Annotated in this window: 20 protein-coding genes; 7 read left to right on the forward strand and 13 right to left on the reverse strand. The window is 73.8% G+C overall.

Features of this window, described 5'->3' with window-relative positions; all coding sequences use genetic code 11:
* Nucleotides 1–565 precede the first annotated feature (565 nt).
* From OG370_RS07440 to OG370_RS07455, 4 genes are read left to right on the forward strand one after another with little or no spacing between them, the layout of a single operon-like run.
* Nucleotides 566–1453: an ABC transporter ATP-binding protein gene (locus OG370_RS07440; protein ID WP_328461848.1), complete on the forward strand. Its 888-nt coding sequence runs from the start codon at nt 566–568 to the stop codon at nt 1451–1453.
* Nucleotides 1453–2811 (forward strand): FtsX-like permease family protein, encoded by a 1359-nt coding sequence (locus OG370_RS07445; protein ID WP_328461850.1) that lies wholly within the window; start codon nt 1453–1455, stop codon nt 2809–2811. Before OG370_RS07440 ends, OG370_RS07445 begins: the two co-directional genes overlap by 1 nt.
* The gene (locus OG370_RS07450; RefSeq protein WP_328461852.1) at nt 2808–3893 is read left to right on the forward strand and encodes a sensor histidine kinase; all 1086 of its coding nucleotides are present in this window, start codon (nt 2808–2810) and stop codon (nt 3891–3893) included. The genes OG370_RS07445 and OG370_RS07450 overlap by 4 nt, the downstream gene beginning before the upstream one ends.
* Nucleotides 3845–4501, forward strand: a complete 657-nt coding sequence (locus tag OG370_RS07455) for a response regulator transcription factor (RefSeq protein ID WP_328461854.1) — start codon at nt 3845–3847, stop codon at nt 4499–4501. The genes OG370_RS07450 and OG370_RS07455 overlap by 49 nt, the downstream gene beginning before the upstream one ends.
* A gap of 366 nt (nt 4502–4867) precedes the next feature.
* Here OG370_RS07455 and pheT read toward each other — a convergent pair whose 3' ends face one another.
* From pheT to infC, 7 genes are all read right to left on the reverse strand, one after another.
* The gene (pheT, locus tag OG370_RS07460; protein ID WP_328461856.1) at nt 4868–7408 is read right to left on the reverse strand and encodes a phenylalanine--tRNA ligase subunit beta; all 2541 of its coding nucleotides are present in this window, start codon (nt 7406–7408) and stop codon (nt 4868–4870) included.
* Nucleotides 7408–8529, reverse strand: coding sequence for a phenylalanine--tRNA ligase subunit alpha (gene pheS, locus OG370_RS07465; protein ID WP_328461858.1), 1122 nt, complete (start codon nt 8527–8529; stop codon nt 7408–7410). Before pheS ends, pheT begins: the two co-directional genes overlap by 1 nt.
* A gap of 193 nt (nt 8530–8722) precedes the next feature.
* Nucleotides 8723–9898 carry a sensor histidine kinase gene (locus tag OG370_RS07470; protein WP_328461860.1) on the reverse strand — a complete coding sequence of 392 codons (1176 nt, stop codon included), beginning with the start codon at nt 9896–9898 and terminating at the stop codon, nt 8723–8725.
* 50 nt (nt 9899–9948) lie between these two features.
* The gene (locus OG370_RS07475) at nt 9949–10812 is read right to left on the reverse strand and encodes a TrmH family RNA methyltransferase (protein ID WP_328461862.1); all 864 of its coding nucleotides are present in this window, start codon (nt 10810–10812) and stop codon (nt 9949–9951) included.
* Nucleotides 10813–11003: 191 nt separating this feature from the next.
* Entirely contained in the window at nt 11004–11387 is a 384-nt protein-coding gene (gene rplT, locus OG370_RS07480) for a 50S ribosomal protein L20 (protein ID WP_103886373.1), read from the reverse strand.
* Nucleotides 11388–11485: 98 nt separating this feature from the next.
* Nucleotides 11486–11680 (reverse strand): 50S ribosomal protein L35, encoded by a 195-nt coding sequence (gene rpmI / locus OG370_RS07485; RefSeq protein ID WP_328461867.1) that lies wholly within the window; start codon nt 11678–11680, stop codon nt 11486–11488.
* A 138-nt stretch (nt 11681–11818) separates the two neighbouring features.
* Nucleotides 11819–12469 (reverse strand): translation initiation factor IF-3, encoded by a 651-nt coding sequence (gene infC / locus OG370_RS07490; protein ID WP_328473869.1) that lies wholly within the window; start codon nt 12467–12469, stop codon nt 11819–11821.
* 366 nt (nt 12470–12835) lie between these two features.
* Here infC and OG370_RS07495 point away from each other — a divergent pair, with 366 nt between their 5' ends.
* Nucleotides 12836–13216 carry a DUF1844 domain-containing protein gene (locus OG370_RS07495; protein ID WP_328461869.1) on the forward strand — a complete coding sequence of 127 codons (381 nt, stop codon included), beginning with the start codon at nt 12836–12838 and terminating at the stop codon, nt 13214–13216.
* A gap of 11 nt (nt 13217–13227) precedes the next feature.
* On the opposite strand, the gene OG370_RS07500 is transcribed toward OG370_RS07495, so the two are convergent.
* From OG370_RS07500 to OG370_RS07515, 4 genes are all read right to left on the reverse strand, one after another.
* Nucleotides 13228–14031 carry an MIP family channel protein gene (locus OG370_RS07500; RefSeq protein WP_443060627.1) on the reverse strand — a complete coding sequence of 268 codons (804 nt, stop codon included), beginning with the start codon at nt 14029–14031 and terminating at the stop codon, nt 13228–13230.
* Between the two features lie 246 nt (nt 14032–14277).
* On the reverse strand, nt 14278–15015 hold the full coding sequence (locus OG370_RS07505) for an SseB family protein (protein WP_328461871.1): 738 nt from the start codon (nt 15013–15015) through the stop codon (nt 14278–14280).
* 146 nt (nt 15016–15161) lie between these two features.
* A complete protein-coding gene (mycP, locus tag OG370_RS07510; RefSeq protein WP_328461873.1) occupies nt 15162–16427 on the reverse strand; it encodes a type VII secretion-associated serine protease mycosin in 1266 nt (421 codons plus the stop codon).
* Nucleotides 16424–17194, reverse strand: coding sequence for a hypothetical protein (locus OG370_RS07515; protein WP_328461875.1), 771 nt, complete (start codon nt 17192–17194; stop codon nt 16424–16426). The genes mycP and OG370_RS07515 overlap by 4 nt, the downstream gene beginning before the upstream one ends.
* A gap of 665 nt (nt 17195–17859) precedes the next feature.
* On the opposite strand from OG370_RS07515, the gene OG370_RS07520 reads away from it, so the two are divergent.
* Nucleotides 17860–19065 carry an amino acid deaminase/aldolase gene (locus OG370_RS07520; RefSeq protein WP_328461877.1) on the forward strand — a complete coding sequence of 402 codons (1206 nt, stop codon included), beginning with the start codon at nt 17860–17862 and terminating at the stop codon, nt 19063–19065.
* 92 nt (nt 19066–19157) lie between these two features.
* Here OG370_RS07520 and OG370_RS07525 read toward each other — a convergent pair whose 3' ends face one another.
* Both OG370_RS07525 and OG370_RS07530 read right to left on the reverse strand, forming a co-directional pair.
* Entirely contained in the window at nt 19158–20153 is a 996-nt protein-coding gene (locus OG370_RS07525; RefSeq protein ID WP_328461879.1) for a DUF2510 domain-containing protein, read from the reverse strand.
* A 57-nt stretch (nt 20154–20210) separates the two neighbouring features.
* Nucleotides 20211–21164 (reverse strand): helical backbone metal receptor, encoded by a 954-nt coding sequence (locus tag OG370_RS07530; protein WP_328461881.1) that lies wholly within the window; start codon nt 21162–21164, stop codon nt 20211–20213.
* Between the two features lie 96 nt (nt 21165–21260).
* Here OG370_RS07530 and OG370_RS07535 point away from each other — a divergent pair, with 96 nt between their 5' ends.
* Nucleotides 21261–22154: a 5'-3' exonuclease gene (locus tag OG370_RS07535; protein WP_328473873.1), complete on the forward strand. Its 894-nt coding sequence runs from the start codon at nt 21261–21263 to the stop codon at nt 22152–22154.
* Nucleotides 22155–22210 lie beyond the last annotated feature (56 nt).

Consider the following 22210-nt stretch of genomic DNA (forward strand, 5'->3'; position numbering starts at 1 on the left):
CTCTTCGGACTCCGCCCGCTCCAACTCCTCCATCCGCTCGATCCGCGCCATCCGCTCCACCTCACCCGCATCCCCGCCCCCACGCCCAGCGCCCTCATCCGCCACGTTTCCACTCCTCCGTGAGCCACCATTCACCACCTTCGCGCATTTCGCCCTCTTACGTACCCCCCACAACGCCCGACTCCACCCAGCTGCCACACCCACCCACCCGGACCCACCTCCGAAGACCAATACCTCGCGCCCCGAAATACGTACGCCCCACCCGCACCCGACAACGACGAGCAACCACCACAGCCGGCCCCGGAATGGCCGCACCAACCCAGGGGCGCGTGGGGGCACTCCCCCTGGCTCCGCCGGGGGCACCCCCACCCAGGCGAAGCTTTGGGGGAGAACGCCGCGAACAACCACCCACCGGCCGGTGGTCCCGGGACGGACAGGACGGGGGCACCCGGGGGGTGGGGTTAGCTGTAGTACGAAAGCGGGATGCTGACTTCATGTTGCCGCGCCCCCGCAATCCGTAGCGTCGAACTCGACGGGAAAACGGATTCGAGGAGAGGTCGGAACAATGCGCGGCAACGGGGTCGGGTCGAAAACCGCCAGCTCGCAGGGCACAGGAGGAACCACCCGGGAGGCACTGCGCCTCTCATCGGTGACGAAGGTGTACGAAGGCGCGGGTCACCCCGTCACCGCTCTGGACGGCGTCTCGCTCACCCTGGCAAGCGGCACCTTCACCTCGGTGATGGGCCCCTCGGGCTCCGGCAAGAGCACCCTGCTCCAGTGCGCGGCCGGACTGGACCGGCCGACCGAGGGCCGGGTCCTGGTGGCCGGCGACGAACTGCCCGGCGGCGGCGAGGCGGAACTGACCAGGTTCCGCAGGTCCCGGATAGGCTTCGTGTTCCAGCACTACAACCTGATCCCGTACCTGACGGTGGCGCAGAACGTGATGCTGCCGCAGCGGCTGGCGGGTCGACGGGCGCGCCGCGGCGAAGTGGCTGCGGTCCTTGCGCGGCTGAGCATCGCCGACCTCGCCGACCGGCAGCCCGCCGAACTGTCCGGCGGCCAGCAGCAGCGCGTCGCGATCGCCCGGGCCCTGGTCAGCCGCCCGGCGGTGCTCTTCGCCGACGAGCCCACCGGCGCCCTGGACACCGCGAGCGGGCGGCAGGTGCTGGCGCTGCTGCGGGAGAGCGTCCAGCAGTTCGGGCAGACCGTGGTCATGGTCACCCACGACCCGGTCGCCGCGTCGTACGCGGACCGGGTGCTCTTCCTCGCCGACGGCGCGCTGGTGGACGAACTGCCGAACCCGGACGCGGACGAGGTGGCCCGGCGGATGGCGCACCTGGACGCGCGGGCCGCGACGGCCGCCGCCGGCCGGACCACCGGCACCCCTCCCCACTCCGCTGCCGCGACCGTGGGGACCCGCGTGACCGGCCTCGCCCCGAAGGCGGTGGCGTGATGGCGACCGGACTGGCGCGTGCCTCCGTCCGACACCGGCGCAGCGGCTTCCTGGCGGGCTTCCTCTCCGTCTTCCTCGGCGCGGCGATCCTTATGGCGTTCGCCTCGATGCTCGACACCGCGGGCGGCCCGGGCGTGCACGGCACCGACCGGACCACACTGACGATCATGGCGATGGTGGTCGGCGGCTGGGGCGCGATCGTGGTGGCCTCCGCCGTCGGCACCACCCTGGCGGTCGCCTCCCGGCAGCGCGCCGCCGAACTGGCGCTGCTGCGCAGCCTGGGCGCCACGCCCGGACAGGCGGTGCGGCTGGTGGTGGGCGAGGTGGCACTGGTCGGCGCGGCCGGCGCGCTGCTCGCGATCCCGTTCGGATACGGCGGCGGATACGGACTGCTGCGCATACTCCAGGACACCGACCAGGTGCACCACGGCATCGGCTACCGCTTCGGCACGGCCGCGCTCGCGGTCGGTGCCGGCGGCTGCCTGCTGGCGGCGCTGGCCGCGGCCTGGATCACCGCGCGCCGCACGGCCCGCCGCCGGGTGCGGGACGCCCAGCTCGACGCCGCCGGCGGCGGGCACCGCACCAGCCGGTTCCGCCTGGTCGCCGGAGTGGTGCTGGTCCTGGCCGGTGCGAACTGCGCGGTGCTGACCGCGACCGTGCTCGACGGCAAGCAGCTCCAGAGCCAGTCCGTCGCGGGCGAGGGCGCGATCCTCTCCTCGATCGGCTTCGCGCTGCTGGCACCGGTGATCCTGCGCGCGGCGGTCGCCGTGCTCGGGCCACTGCTGGAAACCCTGGGCGCCGGCGGCCAGCTCGGCGTGCTGGGGGTGCGCCGGCGGCTCCAGCGGGCAGCGACCCCGATGATGCCGATCGTGGTGTGCACGGCGATCTCCGTCGGCACCCTCTACATGCAGGCGATCTGGAATTCCGCGCACCCGGTGATGAACGCCGACGACAAGAGCACCGCGACCCTCAACTACGTGGTGGTCGGCATGCTCGCGGTGTTCGCCGCCGTGATGCTGGTGAACCTGATCGTGGCCGACACCAGCGCGCGGCACCGAGAGTTCGCACAGCTGCGGCTGACCGGAGCGACACCGCAGCAGATCCTCCGGCTGGTCGGTGCGGAGACCGTACTGACGCTGGTCACCGGGGTGCTGTTCGGCTCGCTCGCCGCGCTGCTGTCGATCGTGCCCTACAGTCTGGCCGTGACCGACAAGGCAGTGCCCGACACCTCACCGGGGATCTACGTCGCCGTGGTGGCCGGTGTCGCCGTTCTGACGCTCGCCGCCGGGCTGGGGTCGGCCCGCCGTACCACCCGCGTCCCGGCCACCGCCGTGCTGCGGGGAGCGGTGGCGTCGTGACCACCGACCCCGGTGCGCTCCGGGCGGGCGAGCGGCGGCGCCGGCCCGGCTGGGGTGCGCTGCTGTGGTGGCAGGCGGCGGCCTCCGTGCCCCTCGGACTCGCCCCCACCATCGTGTGGATGGCGGGCCCGTCGCACTACTTCTGGCCGCGCTGGGTGTGGTTCGGCCTGGGGCTGAACCTCGTGACGCAGTGCGCGCTGCGGTGGGCGCTGGACCGGCCACCGGGCCGCAGCCGGGCGTTCACGGTGCAGGCCGCACTGAGCGCCGTGTACATCGCGCTCGACGTCACCGTGTGGGCGCTGTCCGGCCGCGGATTCTTCTGGCCGGTGTTCACCATCCCGGTGGTGACGCTGGCACTGCTCGCGCACGCCTGGTGGTTGCCGCTGGCCCGGGAGCGGGAGCGGGAACTGACCGAGCGGGTCGCCGCGCTGCGCCGTACCCGCAGCGGCGTGCTGGACGTGCAGGCGGCCGAACTCAAGCGGATCGAGCGGGACCTGCACGACGGGGCGCAGGCCCGGATGGTGTCGCTGGCGATGAACCTGGGGTTGGCCGGCGAGTTGCTGTCGCGCGACCCGGACGCCGTGGCCGAACTCCTCGTCGAGGCCCGCGGCACCACCCTGACCGCGCTGGAGGAATTGCGCACCGTCATGGAGGGCATCCAGCCCCCGGTCCTCGCCGACCGGGGCCTGGTCGGCGCGGTCGAGGCGGTCGCGCTCGACCTGGCACTGCCGGTGGAGGTCACCGCCGACGTACCCGGGCGACTCGAAGCGCCGGTCGAGTCGGCGGTCTACTTCGCGATCAACGAATGCCTGGCCAACGTCGTCAAGCACAGCCGGGCCGCCGGCGCGTGGGTCCAACTCGACCACCGCGCCGATACCCTGTCGGTCGTCGTCGGTGACGACGGGGTCGGCGGCGCCGCACCCGGCGCCGGCACGGGGCTGAGCGGGGTGGCCCGCCGGCTGGAAGTCTTCGACGGCACCGTCACAGTGGACAGCCCGCCCGGTGGCCCGACCCGGGTGGCGATGGAGGTACCTTGCGCGTTGTCATCGCCGAAGACCTCGCCCTCCTCCGGGACGGCCTGACCCGGCTGCTGGGCGCCCACGGCTTCGAGATCGCCGGAGCCGTAGGCGATCCCGAGGCACTGGCGGAGGTCCTGGCCCGCGAGAAGGTCGACGTCGCGATCGTCGATGTCCGGATGCCGCCGAGCTTCACCAACGAGGGGCTGGTCGCGGCGCTGGAGGCGCGTGAACGGCGCCCCGGCCTGCCGGTGGTCGTGCTGAGCCAGTACGTCGAGCAGCTCTACGCCCGCGAGTTGCTGCAGTCCGGCGAGGGCGCCATCGGCTACCTCCTCAAGGACCGGGTGGGCAACGTCCCGGACTTCGTGCAGACCGTACGACAAGTGGCCGGCGGAGCGACGGTGCTCGACCCCAAGGTGGTGGCCGCGATGGTCACCCGCCTCGGCGGCCACGAACCCCTCACCCGGCTCACCCCCCGTGAACGCGAGGTGCTTTCCCTGATGGCGCAGGGCCGTTCCAACGCCGGGATCGGCTCCGCCCTCGTCATCACCGAGAACGCCGTCAGCAAGCACATCAACAACATCTTCACGAAGCTGGATCTACCGACAGCCCCCGACGACAACCGCCGAGTCCTGGCAGTCCTCCAATACCTCCGCGACCCAGGGCGCCCCTGACCCCCCGAGTTCCCCCGCTCCGCCGGCCCCGAGACCACCTGCCGGTGGTGGGCTGCTTGCTCCGTTCTCCCCCGGAGCCCCGCCTGGGTGAGGTTCCCCGGCGAAGCCAGGGGAAGTAGCCCCGCGCGCCCCGGAGTTATGTGGCTCCCCCCGAAAGGAGGGTCACCTACCAAGGGGCGCGGGCAACTGTGCGCTCAGCAGACCACCGCCCGAGGCCGGGAACGCACCGCGCCCCAACGGCGCACAGCCGAAGGGGCGCGTGGGGGTACCACCCAGGCGAAGCTCGGGGGGAGGACGGAGCGAGCAACCCCCCACCGGCGGGTGGTCCCGGGACCCCACAGGACGGGGGCACCCGGGAGGGTCCCGCTAGCTCCGCAGCACCGCATCGGTGCGCTCTGCCGCGCGGGCGACCGCCGCATCGCGCGCGGCGGACGCCTCCTCCGCGGTGAGCGTCCGATCGTGCGCACGGAAGCGCAGCGCATACGCCAGGGACTTGCGCCCCTCCCCGATCTGCGACCCGGTGAAGACGTCGAAGAGCCGTAGGGACTCGAGGAGTTCACCGGCACCCTCACGGAGCGCCGTCTCGACCTCTGCGGCGGGCACGTCGGCCGCGACGACGAGCGCGACGTCCTGCGTCGCGACGGGGAACGTGGACACCCGCGGCCCCGCCGGGCGGTGCCCGGCCCCGGCGAACTCGATCAGGTCGAGGTCGACCTCCATCGCCGAGGTGCGCTCGGGCACGCCGAGCGCCTTGGTAACGCGCGGGTGGAGTTCACCGCCGTGCCCGATGAGCAGCTCCGTGCCGTCGGGGGCGACGGAGTAGAGGGCGGCGCACCGGCCGGGGTGGTAGGGCGCGTGGCGGTCCTGACGCAGGATCAGCTCGACCCCGGCCTCGCGGGCGACCGTACGGGCCGCCTCGATCGCGTCGGCCCAGCCGGCCGGGTGCCCCGGGCCCCACCAGCCGGCGGGCTCGCGGGCGCCGGCCAGCACGACGGCGACGTGCCGCGGCTGGTCCGGCAGCGCGGCCTCCAGCGCGGCGATCTCCTCCGCGGTGGGCCGGCGGTCGACCGGCAGCCGCGGCGGGCTGCCGGCGCCGTCCTTGGGGTGGAAGACCAGGCCGGTCTCGAAGAGCGCGAGGTCGTGGGTGCCGCGCCCGTCGTTGCGGCGCAGCGCCCCGAGCAGCCCGGGCAGCAGGGTGGTGCGCAGCGCCGGCTCGTTGTCGTACAGCGGGTTGGCGAGGCGGACGGTGCGGCGGCGCGGGTCGTCCGCGTCGAGACCGAGCGCGTCGAAGACCTCGGCGCCGAGGAAGGGGTAGGTCGGCGCTTCCACGTACCCGATGCCGGCCAGCGCGCGGCCGATCCGGCGGCGCAGCAGCTGGGAGTCGGTCAGGCCGCGCTGCGAGGGCACCTTGGGCAGGGTGGAGGGCAGGTTCTCGTAGCCCTCCAGCCGGATGACCTCTTCCGCGAGGTCGTTGGGGAAGGCGAGGTCGGGCCGCCAGCTCGGCACGCTGACGACCAGGTCGTCCGAGCCGGTGACGTGGCAGCCGACCTGCTGGAGGCGGCGCACCACGGTCTCGCGGCCGTACGCGGTGCCGGCCACCCGGTCCGGGTGGTCGGCGGGCATCGCGACGGTGCGCGGCTCGGAGGGCACCGCGACGTCGGTGACGCCGGGCTCCGCGGCGCCGCCGGCGAGCAGCACCAGCAGGTCCACCGCGCGCTGCGCGGCGGCGGCGGTGGCCTGCGGGTCGGTGCCGCGCTCGAAGCGGCGGGCCGCCTCGGAGCTCAGCTTGTGCCGGCGGGCGGTGCGGGCGATCGACACCGGGTCGAAGTGCGCGGCCTCGATGACGATCTCGCTGGTGCCGGAGTCGACCCCGGAGTCGGCGATCTCGGTGTGCGCGCCGCCCATCACGCCGGCCAGGCCGATCGGCCCGGTCGCGTCGGTGATCACCAGGTCCTCGGCGTCCAGCACCCGCTCGACGCCGTCGAGGGTGGTCAGCTTCTCGCCGGCCTCGGCGCGGCGCACCCCGATCGGGCCGGTCAGCCGGGTCCGGTCGTAGGCGTGCAGCGGCTGCCCGACCTCGAACATCACGTAGTTGGTGATGTCCACGGCGAGCGAGATCGGCCGCATGCCGACCTTCTGCAGCCGGCGCTGGAGCCAGATCGGCGAGCGGGCCTCGTGGTTGACGCCGGTGACGGTGCGGGCGGTGAAGCGGTCGCAGCCGGCCGGGTCGGAGACCTGCACCGGGTAGCCGCCCTCCTTGGGGCCGGGCACGTCGATCAGCGCGGGGTCACTCAGCGGCAGCCCGAACGCGGTCGCGACCTCGCGGGCCACGCCGCGCAGCGACAGGCAGTAGCTGCGGTCGGGGGTGACCGCGATGTCCAGGACGTCGTCGACGAGTTCGAGCAGGCCGATCGCGTCGGTGCCGACCTCGTGCTCGGGCGGGAGGACCACGATGCCGTCGTGGTCGTCGCCCATGCCGAGCTCGCGGGCCGAGCAGATCATGCCGTGCGAGGTCTTGCCGTACGTCTTGCGGGCGGAGATCCGGAAGTCGCCGGGCAGCACCCCGCCGGGCAGGATCACCACGACCTTGTCGCCGACCGCGAAGTTCCGCGCGCCGCAGACGATCTCCTGCGGCTCGCCGGACCCTCCCCCAGAGCCGTCGGCCTGGGAGGCGCCCCCAGCCTTGCCGACGTCCACGGTGCAGAACCGGATCGGCTTCTTGAAGCCCTCCAGCTCCTCGATGGTCAGCACCTGGCCGACGATCAGCGGCCCTTGCAGCCCGGCGCCCACGTGCTCGACGGCCTCGACCTCAAGACCGGCGGAGATGAGCTTGGCCTGGACGTCGCGGCCGGTGGTGCCGGCCGGCAGGTCGACGTACTCCCGCAGCCAAGAAAGCGGGACCCGCATCAGATCTCCATCCCGAACGGAAGGGTGAAACGCACGTCACCCTCGACGATGTCTCGCATGTCCTCGACGTTGTGGCGGAACATCATCATCCGCTCGATGCCGAAGCCGAACGCGAAGCCGCTGTACTTCTGGGGGTCGACACCGCAGGCGATGAGCACCTTGGGGTTGACCATGCCGCAGCCGCCCAGCTCGATCCAGCCCTCGGAGGAGCAGGTGCGGCAGGGACGGTCGGGGTTGCCGACGGACGCGCCGCGGCAGACGTAGCAGAGCATGTCCATCTCGGCGGACGGCTCGGTGAACGGGAAGAAGTTCGGCCGCAGCCGGGTCGTCATCCCCTCGCCGAAGAGCGCGACCACCATGTGGTCCAGCGTGCCCTTGAGGTCCGCCATGGTCAGGCCCTCGTCGACGGCCAGCAGCTCGACCTGGGCGAACACCGGGGTGTGGGTGGCGTCCAGCTCGTCGGAGCGGTAGACCCGGCCGGGCGCGATCACGTACACCGGCAGCTCGCGCGCCAGCAGGGCGCGGATCTGCACCGGCGAGGTGTGGGTGCGCAGCACCATCCCGGACGGCTCGGCGCCGTCGGGGCCGGCCACGAAGAAGGTGTCCTGGGCGTCGCGGGCCGGGTGGTCCGGCGGGAAGTTCAGCGCGTCGAAGTTGAGCCATTCGGACTCGACCTCGGGCCCCTCGGCGACCTCGTAGCCCATGGCCACGAAGATGTCCTCGATGCGGTCGCCCAGGGTGGTCAGCGGGTGGCGGGCGCCCGCCGGGACCCGGCCGTAGGGCAGCGTGACATCGACCGCCTCCTCGACCAGCACCCGCGCGTCGCGCTCGGCTTCCAGCTCGGTCTGGCGGGCGGCGAGCGCCTTGTTCACCTGGCCGCGGGCCTGGCCGACCCGCTTGCCCGCCTCGGCCTTGGCCTGCGGAGGCAGCGCGCCGATCTCGCGGTTGGCCAGCGCGAGCGGCGAACCGCCACCGGCGTGCGCGGTCTTGACGTGGGTGAGCGCGTCCAGATCGGCGGCGGCCGCGATCGCGGCGAGCGCGTCGTCGCGCATCCGCTCGATCCGCTCCGGCTGCAACGCCTCGACCTCGACTGGGTCGTACGACTTGTTCGGTGCCGACATCTCTTCCCGTTCCGAATTCGGATGCTCTTGGCGGTGACCCCGAGGCGGTGCCTCCGGGGGAGGATCTGCCCGACCGGACCCATGCCAAAGGCCGAGTCTATCGGCCATGGCGGTTCCGCTCGGCTACCGGCGGTGGCGCCCGTCGGGACGGCTTCTCCGCGGTCCGCCCGGGCCGGTGGACTCACCGGTGCGGCTAGGACAGATACGCGGGGGCCCCGACGGGCAGGATAAATCGGAACTCGGCGCCGCCGCCGGGCGCGCGCCCGACGCGGATGGTGCCGCCGTGCGCCTCGACGATGCCCTTGACGATGTACAGCCCCAGGCCGGTGCCGCCGCGCTTGCTCCCCCGCCAGAAGCGGGTGAAGACGCGGCCCATCGACTCCTCGGGGATGCCGGGGCCTTCGTCGCTCACGGTGACTGCCGTGCCCTCCGTCGTACGGTCGTCGCCGCCGATGCCGGCGGCGCGGGTCACCTCGATGGTGACAGTCCCGTCACCGTGCCGCACCGCGTTTTCCAGCAGGTTGCCCAGGATCTGGTCGATCTTGTCCGGGTCGGCCCACAGCGCCGGCAGCGGCCCGGGCACCCGCACCGCGAACCGCTCGGCGCTCTGCCCGGCCGCGACATGCGCCTCGACGTGGTGCCGGACGGCCGCGGCGATGTCCACCGGCTGGCGGCGCAGCTCCAGCCGGCCGGAGTCGATCCGGGAGATGTCGAGGAGTTCGGCGATCAACCGGGTGACCCGGTTGGCGTCGGCGTCCACGGTCTCCAGCATCAGCTTCTTCTGGTCCTCGGTGAACCGCTCCCACTTCGCCAGCAGCGTGGCGGTGAAGCCCTTGACCGAGGTCAGCGGGGAGCGCAGTTCGTGGGCGACGGTCGCGATCAGCTCGGCGTGCGAGCGCTCGGTACGGCGCCGCGCCTCGGTGCCGCGCAGCGTGACCACCAGCCGCCGCACCGGCCCGCGCGGCCGCTGCCGGACGTACCGCGCCGAGACCAGCACCTCGCGCCCGCCGGGCAGCAGCAGGTTCCGCTCGGGCTGCGCGACACGGATGGCGAGTCCCCCGTACGGGTCGGTGAGCTGCCACCAGCGGCGCCCGTCCAGGTCCTCCAGCGGCAGCGCCTGCTCCATCGGGCGGCCGAGCACGTCGGCGGGACGCAGCGCGGTGATCCGGGCGGCCGCGGCGTTGAAGCAGATCACCCGGCCGTGTTCGTCGGCGACCACCAGGCCGTCGGGCAGGTCGTCGGGGTCGATGCCCAGCTGGTACGGGTCGGTGGCCGATCCGGCCGCCGGTACCGCGGGCGGCTCCTGACCGGGCGCGGGTGCGGAGGCGGCCCATCCCGCCGGCACACCGCGCATGCCGTTCTGCGGCATTACGTCCAACCCCGCCACCCCCCTCTCAGGGCCCCCGGGCGGCCACCCTACTAGCTTGAAGTGACGCTGCGGCACCCCGCGGGCGAGCGCTGCGCCCGGGCGGAGGCGTACAGGCACACCGCGGCGGCCGTCGCGAGGTTCAGGCTCTCGGCCCGGCCGTGGATCGGCACCCGCACCACCGCGTCGGTGAGCGCCCTGGTCTCCTCGGGAAGTCCCCACGCCTCGTTGCCGAACACCCAGGCGGTCGGGCCGAGCATCTGGCCCTCGTCGAGTTCCGCGTCCAGGTCGTGCTCCCCCGCGCCGTCGGCGGCCAGCACCCGGACGCCCTGGGCCCGCAGCCCCGCGACGGCGGTCTCCACCGGCACGCCCACCGCGACCGGCAGGTGGAAGAGGCTGCCGGCGGAGGCCCGTACCGCCTTGGGGTTGTACAGGTCCACGGAGGCGTCGGTGAGCACCACGGCGTCCGCGCCTGCCGCGTCGGCGCAGCGCAGCACCGTGCCGGCGTTGCCGGGGTCGCGGACGTGCGCCAGGACCGCGACCAGCCGCGGCCGCGCGGCCAGCACCTGCTCGAACGGCGTGTCCAGGAACCGGCAGACCCCGATCAGCCCCTGCGGGGTGACGGTGTCCGACATCTCCGCGATCACCTGCGGTGTGGCTCGCAGCAGGGACGCCCCTGCCGCGCGGGCAGCCGCGATCAGTTCGGCGTGCCGCTCCTCCGCCTCCGGCGTGACGTACAACTCGACGAGTGTCCGCCCTTCCGGGCCACCCTGGTGTGCGACGGCTTCGCGTACCGCCTGCGGGCCCTCCGCCAGGAACCGGCGCTCCTTCGCCCGGAACGACCGCTTGGCCAGCTTCCGCGCGGCGGTCACCCGCGCCGAGCGCAACGAGGTCAGATCCGCGGGTGGGCTGGTCACGGGCTTGGCCTTCTCTTCGTCGTGCGGTCGTCGTGCGGTCGTCGTGCGGGGGTTCGGCCTGCGCCGTGGAGGCCCGCGTTCGCTGCCGGATGCCGACCGGTGAGTGGTCCCTCAACCGACAGAACGGGGCACCCCAGAGGAACCGGGGCACCCCGTAAAGCACCGTTAAACCGGCTGAGCCCAGCGCAGCGTCACGCGGCCTTCGGCGCGTTGACGTCGGAGGGCAGCGCCTTCTGGGCGACCTCGACGAGCGCGGCGAACGCGGGCGCGTCGGTGACGGCCAGCTCCGCGAGGATCTTGCGGTCCACCTCGACGTTGGCGGCCTTCAGACCCTGGATGAAGCGGTTGTAGGTGATGCCGTTCGCACGGGCCGCGGCGTTGATCCGCTGAATCCAGAGCTGGCGGAAGTCGCCCTTGCGCTTCTTGCGGTCGTTGTAGTTGTAGACCAGGGAGTGGGTGACCTGCTCCTTGGCCTTGCGGTACAGGCGCGAACGCTGACCGCGGTAGCCGCTGGCCTGCTCAAGAATCGCCCGGCGCTTCTTCTGGGCGTTGACTGCCCGCTTGACGCGTGCCACTTGATAACTCCTTCTAGGGGACCGCGGTACTGGTCACGCGGTCCGAAAGCGATGGGGGTCCCGGATCGGACCGCGCGCCCCGCTCGGGGGCGCGCTGGTCACTTGCCGAGAAGCTTCTTGATCTTCTTGGCGTCGGCCGGGGCCACCTCGACGGTGCCGCTCAGGGCGCGCGTCTTGCTGGACGGCTTGTGCTCCAGGTAGTGGCGAACGCCGGCGCGCTCACGGACCACCTTGCCGGAACCGGTGATCTTGAAGCGCTTGCTCGCACCACTGTGGGTCTTGTTCTTCGGCATGGCGCCGTGGTCTCCTCGTCGCTGGCCCTCCCGGGCGCCCGGTCAAGGGCGTACGGGGAGCGTCAGTCCTGCTATTACCACCCGAAGCCGCCCGCTTTCTGCGGGCGGTGCTTGCGGGGTACTACTCGAGCCGCGGTGTCAGCCGGCGTCGGCCGGAGCCTCGACCTGCTCCTCCGCCTCGGCGATCTCGCCGTCGTCACCGTCGTGGCCGGCGTCGCCCTGGCGCTCCGCCTTGCGGGCTGCCTGGGCCTCGCGGGCCTCGGCCATGGCCTCGGTCTTCTTCTTGTGCGGACCGAGGACCATGATCATGTTGCGGCCGTCCTGCTTCGGGTTCGACTCGATGAACCCGAGGTCCTGGACGTCCTCCGCGAGCCGCTGGAGCAGGCGGTAGCCCAGCTCCGGGCGGGACTGCTCACGGCCACGGAACATGATCGTGATCTTGACCTTGTCGCCCTGCTTGAGGAACCGGACGACGTGACCCTTCTTGGTGTCATAGTCGTGCGGGTCGATCTTCGGCCGGAGCTTCATCTCCTTGATGACCGTGTGCGCCTGGTTCTTGCGCGCCTCACGGGCCTTCATGGCCGACTCGTACTTGAACTTCCCGTAGTCCATGAGCTTGCACACGGGCGGACGGGCGTTCGCCGCGACCTCGACCAGGTCGAGGTCATACTCCTGCGCAAGCTCCAGTGCCTTGGCAAGCGGCACGATGCCTACCTGCTCGCCACTGGGACCGACAAGTCGCACCTCGGGAACGCGAATCCGGTCGTTGATGCGGGGCTCGGCGCTGATGGGGCCTCCTCGGTTGCACGACGCGACTGACTGGCCGACAGCCGCGCTTTGGGTCGTCTTCTGCTACTACCCTGTGCGTCGTGCCCGAACGTCAAAAACGCCCCGTACGGCACACAGGCGGGCTCCTCACAACCGGGAGCACCGCCGCGTTATTCCGCGGGGCGCATCGGACGGCGGGAGCCGGGCGCGCGACACGCCGACCGAAGCCGTCTGACCGGGGACCCGTCGGCCGACGGGCCGAACAGGTGGGAGATCGGAGCCTCCACTTGGTGGCCGGACACGATGATGTCCGACCGGTCGTTAACCAAGCATAGCAGCGCGGACCCCAAGGCAGTAATCGGCCGGACGGGGCATATCGTGGCCGCCATGAGCGACGCACCGGCCCCCACTCACGCCTCGGCCCCCGCCGCGGCACCCGACTTCGACGACCTGACCCGCGACATCGCGGACGTCCCGGCGGTGGAGGTGATCACCACGGTAGCGGTCCATCTGATGAGCGCCGCCGCGGTGAACCTGGGGCTGGCCGAGGAGGGCGAGCAGCACAAGGACCTCGACGAGGCCCGCAAGCTCATCCAGGCGCTCGCCGGGCTGGTCAGCGCCAGCGCCACCGAGATCAGCTCCTTCCACGCCGCCCCGCTGCGGGACGGGCTGAAGTCGCTCCAGCTCGCCTTCCGCGAGGCGTCGGTGGTGCCCGACGAGCCCGGCCAGGGCCCGGGCGAGAAGTTCACCGGACCGGTCTACGGCTGACCGCCGCGCTTCTACGCCGCCCCGCCCTCCTGGGTGCGGGCGGCGTTCTCCGCCTCGACGGCGGCGGCGCGGGCGGCCTTGGCGGCGGCCATCGCCGGGTGGGTGGTCTGGTGCACGAGCGCGGCGATCGCGGCGCCGACCAGCGGGGCGACCAGGAAGAGCCACACCTGGGTGAGCGCGGGGCTGCCGGCGAACAGCGCCGGGGCGAGGCTGCGGGCAGGGTTGACGCCGGTACCGGTCAGCGGGATGCCGACCAGGTGGATCACCGCCAGCGCGAGACCGATCGGCAGGCCGTCGAAGCCGACCACGGCGATCTTGTGCGTCACCGCGAGCACCACGAAGACCAGCAGGAAGGTCAGGATCACCTCGGCGACGAAGGCGCCGAAGATGTTGATGCCGACCGCCGAGCGGGTGCCGTAGCCGTTGGTGCCGAACGCGCCGTACCGCCTGAAGCCGGGCACCTGCTCGGCGACCAGCAGCAGGAGTGCGGCGCCCACGATCGCGCCGACGAACTGGGCGACCCAGTACTCCACCGCCCGGCGCAGTTCGATCCGCCCGGCCAGCAGCATGCCGAGCGTGACCGCCGGGTTGACATGGCTGCCGGAGATGGGTCCGATCGCGTAGGCGATGGCCAGCAGCACGAAACCGAAGGCCAGCGCGATGCCGAGGGTGCCGATGTACGAGCCGGACAGCACCGCGGCGCCGACCGCGAAGAAGACGAGCGCGAGCGTGCCCACGAATTCACAGATGACAGCGCGGGTGTCGGTGGGGCGGTAGTTCATCACGTCCGCGGCGGTGAAGGTTGGCCGATCCATCGCGCCTCCTCGAAATGATCAAACCTGCCTCTGCATTGTCGGCACAACGGGTGAATCGCACATCTCGGGGCATATGCGGCGCCCGTCCGGTGTGGGGAACGGACGGGTGAGCGGCGCGGGGCCCCAGCTCGGGGCCGGTTGGCGGCTGACCGACGCCGGGCCTCGGCGCGGGGGCGGTGGGCGCGGGGCTGCGGACGGGCCCGGCTGGAACGCGGGCGCGGCGGAGCGGCGGCGCCCGGCAGGCGATCAGCGGGTGAAGAGCGGCTCTCCCGGGAGGCTCGCCGTCGGCGGGAGGAGGGCCAGGTCCAGGCCCTGGACCAGTGCGGCACGCAGCGTCTCGTCGCCGGCCAGCGCCCCGGCCAGCCGGTTCGCGGCCGCCGTCACGTCGGCGCCCTCGGCGAGCACCAGGGTCAAGGTGCCGTCGGTGCCCGGGCCGCCGGGGGTGAGGTGGGCGCGGGCGATGCCCGGCTCGGCGGCGACGGCGGCTCGCAGCGCGGACCGCACCTCGGGGTCGGTCAGCGGGTCGGTACGGGCCGGTCCGGCCGCGGCGGCGCGCAGCGCGGCACCGGTCAGTTCGTACGTCACCGGTCCGGCCAGGTCGATCAGCAGCGTGTCCGCCTGCTCGTGGGCGAGCGCCTGGAGGGCCTGGTGCAGCGGCACCGCCACCGGGCGGGCGTCCGCGCGCCAACTCGCCAGCGACCGGGTCGAGGTGAAGGCGGGCAGCGCGCGCCGCCCGTCCGGCGCCTGGATGGTCGGCACCGCCATGTCGCTGCTCTTCTCCCGGGTCAGCCCGTCGGGTCCGGTCTCCGCCTCGCCGAGCACCGCCACGACCGGGACGAGCAGCCGTGCCCCGTGCAGCGCCGCCACCACGTCCGCGTCCGAGGCCCGCCCCGCCGCGTAGGCCGCGAGTGCTTCGGCCAGCGCCACGTCCGCCGACCCGTCGTCCTCCGCGAACCCGGAGTCCGGAATATTCTTCAACGCCACGAAGGCACCCTATCCGCCGTGCCCGGCGCACCCCGGCGCGGTACCGCCGGCGCCGCCACACCACAGCCCGGACCGCCCACCGAACAGCCCGGGCCGCCCACCGACGCCCCGCGCCTTCCGCCGTGCCGCGCGGTGCGAACCCGCTCTCAGGCCCGCCGGCGGACCCGGAAGTAGAGCAGGCCCGCCACGGCGATGAGTGCGGCGCCGACCGCGGCGAAGGCGGTGGCCGCGCCGTTGGCGAGGAGCTGGGACGAGGAGGCGGCCGCGGGCGGGGCGGTCGGGCCGGGCGCGAAGTACGCGTGCGGGTAGGCCGCGGGCGTGGGCAGCACCGGGGCCGGCCTGAGCTTCTTCGCCGCGGCGAGCGCGGCCGCGGGGTCGATCAGCCCGGTGCCGACCTCGTCGTTCCGCCCGCCCGGGGGCTTGTCCAGCGTGGTGTCCTCCAGCACCTGCTTGACCTGTGCCGGGCTGAGCTTCGGGTTCGCGGAGCGGATCAGCGCGGCGGCCCCCGAGGCGTACGCGGAGGCCGCGCTGGTGCCCCATCCGTTGTAGTAGGTCCGGTCGGGGTCGGCGATGACGACCTCGACGCCGGGCGCGGAGACGGACGCGTACCAGCGGTGGGTGGAGAAGGAGGCGTGCTCGCCGTGCCGGTCGACCGCCGCCACGGCGATCACCCCGGGATAGGCGGCGGGGTAGGAGGAGCGGTCGGCGGCGTCGCCGCCGTTGCCCGCGGACGCGACGACCACGACGCCCTTGCTCAGCGCGTAGCGGATCGCGTCGTCCTCGGCGGCGACCGGCGCCGCGGTGGCGCTGTCGTCGCCGAGCGAGAGGTTGATGACGTCGGCGCCGTGGTCGACGGCCCAGCGGATGCCGGCGGGCAGGGCGTCGCCGCGGTCGGTCCTGGCCTTCTGCCGCTGCGGGTCCTTGTCCTCCAGGATCACCCGGACCGGCAGGATGCGGGCCTGCGGGGCGATGCCGAGCACGCCGTCGCCGTGCCCCGGGCCGTGGCCGTGTCCGGCGATGATCGCCGCCATCCCGGTGCCGTGCTTGGCCCACGCCTTGTCACCGGGTTTCGCGCCGAACCCGACCTCGTCCTTGCCCTTGAGCACCTGGCCGGTGAGGTCGGGGTGGGTCGGGTCGACCCCGGTGTCCAGCACCGCCACGGTGACGCCGGCGCCCTTGGTGGTCCGCCACGCGGCTTGCGCGTGCAGCGCGGACAGCGCCCAGTCGGAGGCGCGTGCGTTGTCGGCGGCGGCGGGAGCGGCGGCGAGCGCGACCGTCGCACCGGCCGCCACCAGCGCGGCGAGGGCGCGGACGGCGGCGCTGGTGGCGCGTGCGCGGCGACGAGCGGGCGTGGCGGAGGGCGCGGTGGCGGCCGGAGTCGCTGCGCTGCGCGCGCGCTGGGCGGGGGTCATCCGTGGTGCTCCGAGCCGGTGGTCGGCGGGTGGCGCAGCGCGGCGACGGCCGTCTGCAGGTGGTCGTCGACGGCGGAGGCGAGCCCGGTGGCGTCGAAGCCGAGCCCGGCCTGCGCGGGCGCGGTGGTGGCGCCTTGCGCGTCGGCCTTGTCCGCGGGCTGTGGCTGGGGGACGGTGCGGCCGTCGGCGAAACCGCTGACGGCGTAGACCACGAACGGCAGGTCGGCGGAGACCTGGACGTCCCAACTCCCGCGCTGGCGGTCCCCGAAGCGGGCGGCGGGGGTGCCCGGGAACGCGACGGGCTTCGGCAGCAGGTCGATCCGCTCGCCGAGGTGCTGGTCGGTCCACCGCTTGGCGAGCGCGTTCATCGCCGGGGCCTGGCCGGAGCCGACGAGCAGGCCGACCGTGGTGACGGTGGTCGAGGTGCTGTCGACGTACGTGGCGCGCAGCAGGCGTGCGCAGCCGGCCGGCGCCAGCACCTGCTGGAGCAGCGGGTCGAAGGCTCCCGTGCACCTCGCGGGCGCGGCCACGCCGATCCGGGTCCAGGAGCGGTCGGCGCCGCCGGGCCCGCCGTTCTTGCCGTCGACGGATGGCGGGAACAGCTTGTCCACCGGGGTGTTGCGCCACACGTCGCGGGCCTGCGCGAACGCCTGCGGGCTGCCGTCCGCGACCGGCGCGGGCGGGTGCGGGGTGTGCGTGATCACGGCGCCCGCGACGGCCCCGCCGACCAGGCCGAGCCCGACCACCAGGCACGCGGCGGCGAGCACCCGCCGGCTGCGGGTGGAGGCGGCCCTGGCGGATGACGCGGGGACGGCCGGGTGCGTGTACGGAGGCGCGGGCGGCGCCGGCGGCGGCACGGACGCGGCCGCGGCAGGCGGCTCAACGGGCGCCGGGGGAACGGCCCGTGCGGGCGGCGGGGATGCCGGCGGCGGCGGTATGAGGGGGGCCGCCGCGGTCGCCGGGCGGCGGGACGGCGGCGCCGGGGGCGTCGTGGGAGAGGTGCGCGGGGTCGCCGTGGCCGGTGGTCCGGCCGGCGGGGGCGGAAACGCCGAGGGCGGGACCGCGGACGGCGGCGCCGGGTGCGGCTGCTCCGCCGGCAGCGGTTGCGCGGCGGGCCGGGGCGGCGCGGAAGGCGGCGGGGGCACGGGAGTTGAGCGCTCCCGTTCCGGTGGGCCGGGTGGGTCGGATGGGCCGGGTGGGCCGAGTGGTGGCGGGGGCGGCCCGGCCGGCGATCGGCCGGCGGTGGGATGGAGGGTGGGGAAGGAAGCAGGCGGGGTGCTTCCGTTGTCCACTCCGGTGCTCACCCGGCGCTCCCTCGTGACCGTTCCCGTCGATGTGCGCGTCACTCTACGGGGTTGCTGCGGGGTGCGGTTGCCACTGGGCGGAGCCGAGGGGTCTACCGCTCGGTAGGTGTGTCTGGCAGGCTGCGTCCATGGCCCACCGCACTGCCGACCGGGTCCGGTACGACCGGGCCACCGCGCACCTCGACGCGCCGCTGGCGATCGTCGATCTCGATGCCTTCGACGCGAACGCCGCGGACCTGGTCCGGCGGGCGGGCGGGAAGCCGATCAGGATCGCGTCGAAGTCGGTGCGCTGCCGCGCGTTGCTCGAACGCGCCCTGGCCCGTGAGGGTTTCGAGGGCATCATGTCCTTCACCCTCGCCGAGTCGCTGTGGCTGGCCCGCACCGGTTTCACCGACGTGCTGCTGGCCTACCCGTCCGCCGACCGGGACGGCTTCGCCGAGCTGACCGCCGACCCGAAGCTGGCCCGTACGGTCACGGTGATGGTCGACGACCTCGCGCAGCTCGACCTGATCGACGCGGCGCGCGGCGCGGGCGGCACCGAGACGGTCCGCGTTTGTCTCGAACTCGACACCAGTCTGCGGAAGTTGGGCGGCCGGTTGCGTATCGGCGCGCTGCGCTCGCCGTTGCACTCGCCGGAGCGCATAGCCGACACGGCCCGCGCGATCGGCGCCCGGCCGGGGTTCCGGGTGGTCGGCATCATGGCCTACGAAGGGCACATCGCGGGGGTCGGTGACACGCTGAAGGGCCGCCCCGCACGGTCGTTGGCGATCCGGCTGATGCAGTCCGCGGCACGCCGGGAGCTGGCGGCGCGGCGCGCGGAGGCGGTACGGGCGGTCCGCGCGGTCGTGCCCGACCTGGAGTTCGTCAACGGCGGCGGCACCGGCAGCGTGCAGTCCACCGCGGCGGAGAACGCGGTCACCGAGATCGCGGCCGGCTCCGGCCTCTACGTGCCGCGGCTGTTCGACAACTACACGTCCTTCCGGGGCCGCCCGGCCGCGCTGTTCGGCCTGCCCGTGGTGCGCCGCCCCGGCGTCGGCGTGGTCACGGTGCTCGGCGGCGGCTACCCGGCCTCGGGCGCGGCGGGCGCCGACCGGCTGCCGGTGCCGTACCTGCCGGAGGGGCTGCGCTACGACGCGCAGGAGGGGCCGGGCGAGGTGCAGACCCCGCTGCTCGGCTCGGCCGCCGACGACCTGCTGATCGGCGACAAGGTGTGGTTCCGGCACGCGAAGGCGGGCGAACTGTGCGAGCGCTTCGACCGGTTGCGGCTGATCGAGGGCGACCGGGTGGTGGCAGAGGTGCCGACGTACCGGGGCGAGGGGAAAACGTTCCTGTGAGCGGCGCGGTGGCGACCCCCGAACGGTCGGGGAGCCGCCACCTCGTTGCCGGATCGGCGGCGGCCGGGGCTGTCAGGCGCCCGGGCCGCCGGTCAGACGCCGGTGCCGCCGGTGCTCCCGCCGGAGCCGGCGCTGCTGTCGGCCTTGATGCCCTGGGTGATCTGGTCGATGACGTCCTGACCGGGCGCCTTGGCGGTGATGTCGAAGCCGAAGCGGACGATGACGATCTGGCTGCTGTGGCTCGGTGAAGGGAACGCGAGCGACTCGACGTAGCCGCCGGTGCCCGACTTGGTGCTGATCTTCCAGCGGACCAGGTAGCCCTGCTGTCCGGCGACGGTGACCGCCTTGGACTGGAGCTGCTGGTGCGAGGTCGTCGCGCCGTAGGTGTCGGAGTTGTAGGACGAGGACGCGTTGCCCGCGATGTCCTGCTTGGCGGCGGCCTCGGCCGTGGTCGCGGTGATCTTCAGCGACTTCGCGGGTTCCGAGTAGGCGCCGCCGAGCGAGCAGGACTGCTGGCCGGTGGTGTCGTTGGGGCAGTCGTAGCTGCCGGTGGAGACGCTTGCGCTGCCGTCCTGGGAGGTGCCGCCGGTCCAGCCGTCGAGGACGGGCAGGCTGATGCCGTCGAGGAGGTCCACGGCCGGGCCGCCGTCGGAGGGGGCGCCGGGGTCCGTCGGGTCGTCCGGGTTCTGCGACTGCGGGTCCTGCGGTCCGCCGGTGTGCTGCGGCAGGGTGGCGCTCGGCGTCGGGCTGTTCTTCTTGTCGGCGCTGTCACTGCCGTTGTTGCCCACCGCGACGACCGCGGCGACGATGCCGCCGATGACGACGAGCGCGACCACGATGGCGATCGCCACGGTGCGCGGCCGCCGGTTGCCGCCGCCCGGCGAGCCTATGACGTCGCCCGAGGGGTACGGCGCGTACGAGGGCTGGCCGCCGTAGGGCTGCTGCCCGTTCGCGGGGGCACCGGTCGGCACGGGCGCCGTCCTGGTGTACTCCGTCCACGTGGTCCCGTCCCACCAGCGTTCCATGGCCGGGCCGTTGCCTGTGTGCCCGGGCTCTGGGTACCAGCCGGGCGGGGTCGTCGTCGTCACGGCGTCACCTTATGGCCCCAGCATGAGAATCCTGTAAGGACGGGGGTCACATCCCGGTCACGCCCCGGGTCCGGTGCCGCCGGGGTCGCGCGTGCGCCGCGGGCGCCTGCCGCCGGCCGGCGGCGCGGGGTACGCCCGGGCGCCGCGCAGCGCCGCCCCGAGGACCGCGGGCGCCTCCACGAGCGAGGGTCCGTACCAGGTCAGGTGCCGTCCGCTGACCAGCGCGGCGGGCAGCCCCGGGAACGACTCGGGGCCGTCGTCCGCGGTGAAGCGGTAAGGCTCGTCGGGCAGCACGACGAGGTCGGTGGCGGGCAGGTCGGCCGGGTCGAAGCGCGGGTAGCGCTCGTCGTGGCCGGCGAGGACGTGGTCGATGCCGAGGCGGGCGAGCAGGTCGCCGGCGAAGGTGTCGCGGCCGAGCGCCATCCAGGGGCGCCGCCAGATCGGGACGACCGCGCGCAGCCGCCGCCCTGCCGCCGGAGCGGGCCCGCCGGGGCGTACGTGCTGCGGCCCGTCGGCGGGTACGCCGGCCGGTACGTCGCGGGACGCGGGCGCGCGTACGTTGTCGTGCCCGTCCGGCCGCGGGCCGTCCTGCTCGTCCGTCCGCACGGGCGGCAGGTCGCGCCACGCGGACTCGGCGGCGTCCAGCCAGCCGGGCCGGCGCAGGCCGCAGCCGTCGACCAGCACCCGGTGGAGCTCGGCGAACGCCTGCGGCAGCGAGCGGACCTCGGTGACCAGCACCCGCAGCCCGGCCGCCCGCAGGTCGGCCAGGTCCGGCGCGCGGTTCTCCTCCTCGTTGGCGATCACCAGGTCGGGGGCGAGGGCGGCGACGGCGGCCGTGTCGGGGTTCTTGGTGCCGCCGATCCGCACCACGTCCAGGTCGGCCGGGTGGGTGCACCAGTCGGTGGCGCCGACGAGCAGACCGGGCGCGGTCGCGGCGACCGCCTCGGTCAGCGACGGCACCAGGGACACCACCCGCCGTACCGCCGGCCGGACGGGCTCCTGTTCGGTCATCACCCCACGGTACGGCGGCCTGTCGGTGGGGCGTGCGATGCTGGCCGCGTGACGAACGAGAAGCCAGGCGGCGGCGACCGCACCGGCGGGGAGCTGCTGCTGCTCGACACCGCCAGCCTCTACTTCCGCGCGTACTTCGGGGTGCCGGAGTCGGTGCGGGCGCCCGACGGCACCCCGGTCAACGCGGTGCGCGGCCTGATCGACTTCATCGCGCGGCTCGTCACCGACCACTCCCCCACCGCGCTGGTGGCGTGCATGGACGCGGACTGGCGGCCCCAGTGGCGGGTCGACCTCATCCCCTCCTACAAGGCGCACCGCGTCGCCGACCCCGAGGCGGGCAGCGAGGAGGTGCCCGACACGCTCTCCCCGCAGGTCCCGGTGATCGAGGCGGTGCTTGACGCGGTCGGCATCGCCCGGGTCGGCGTGCCGGACTACGAGGCGGACGACGTGATCGGCACCCTCGCCACCGCCTCCACCGGGCCCGTGGCCATCGTCACCGGCGACCGCGACCTCTTCCAGCTCGTCGACGACGACCGCGGGGTGCGCGTGCTCTACCCGCGCAAGGGCGTCGGCGACTGCGACGTGATCGACGCGGAGGCCATCGCGACCCGCTACGGGGTCCGGGCGGACCAGTACGCCGACTTCGCCGCGCTGCGCGGTGACCCGAGCGACGGACTGCCGGGGGTCAAGGGCATCGGCGAGAAGACCGCGGCCGAACTGGTCACCCTCTACGGCGACCTGGCCGGTGTCCGCTCCGCCGCCGACGAGCCGTTCTCCAAGCTCACTCCGGCCCGCCGCCGGAACATCCTCGCGGCCTCCGGGTATCTCGACGTGGCCCCCAAGGTGGTGCGCGTCGCCACCGACGTTCCGCTTCCCGCGTTCGACGCCACGCTTCCGTCCCGGCCCGCGGACCCGGCCGCCCTCGCGGCCCTCACCGAGCGCTGGGGACTGGCCAACCCGCTCTCCCGCCTGCTCGCGGCACTGGGCTGAGCCGCGGCCCCACCCGGAAGCGGCACGACCTGAGCCCTCGGGTCCACCGCCCCGGC

The organism is Streptomyces sp. NBC_00448 (assembly GCF_036014115.1).
Lineage (GTDB): Bacteria > Actinomycetota > Actinomycetes > Streptomycetales > Streptomycetaceae > Actinacidiphila.

Coding starts and splice junctions, on each gene's coding strand:
- OG370_RS07440 (WP_328461848.1), top strand. CDS start 566: ATGCGCGGCAACGGGGTCGGGTCGAAAACCGCCAGCTCGCAGGGCACA.
- OG370_RS07445 (WP_328461850.1), top strand. CDS start 1,453: ATGGCGACCGGACTGGCGCGTGCCTCCGTCCGACACCGGCGCAGCGGC.
- pheT (WP_328461856.1), bottom strand. CDS start 7,408: ATGCGGGTCCCGCTTTCTTGGCTGCGGGAGTACGTCGACCTGCCGGCC.
- pheS (WP_328461858.1), bottom strand. CDS start 8,529: ATGTCGGCACCGAACAAGTCGTACGACCCAGTCGAGGTCGAGGCGTTG.
- OG370_RS07470 (WP_328461860.1), bottom strand. CDS start 9,898: ATGCCGCAGAACGGCATGCGCGGTGTGCCGGCGGGATGGGCCGCCTCC.
- rpmI (WP_328461867.1), bottom strand. CDS start 11,680: ATGCCGAAGAACAAGACCCACAGTGGTGCGAGCAAGCGCTTCAAGATC.
- OG370_RS07495 (WP_328461869.1), top strand. CDS start 12,836: ATGAGCGACGCACCGGCCCCCACTCACGCCTCGGCCCCCGCCGCGGCA.
- OG370_RS07500 (WP_443060627.1), bottom strand. CDS start 14,031: ATGGATCGGCCAACCTTCACCGCCGCGGACGTGATGAACTACCGCCCC.
- mycP (WP_328461873.1), bottom strand. CDS start 16,427: ATGACCCCCGCCCAGCGCGCGCGCAGCGCAGCGACTCCGGCCGCCACC.
- OG370_RS07520 (WP_328461877.1), top strand. CDS start 17,860: ATGGCCCACCGCACTGCCGACCGGGTCCGGTACGACCGGGCCACCGCG.
- OG370_RS07530 (WP_328461881.1), bottom strand. CDS start 21,164: ATGACCGAACAGGAGCCCGTCCGGCCGGCGGTACGGCGGGTGGTGTCC.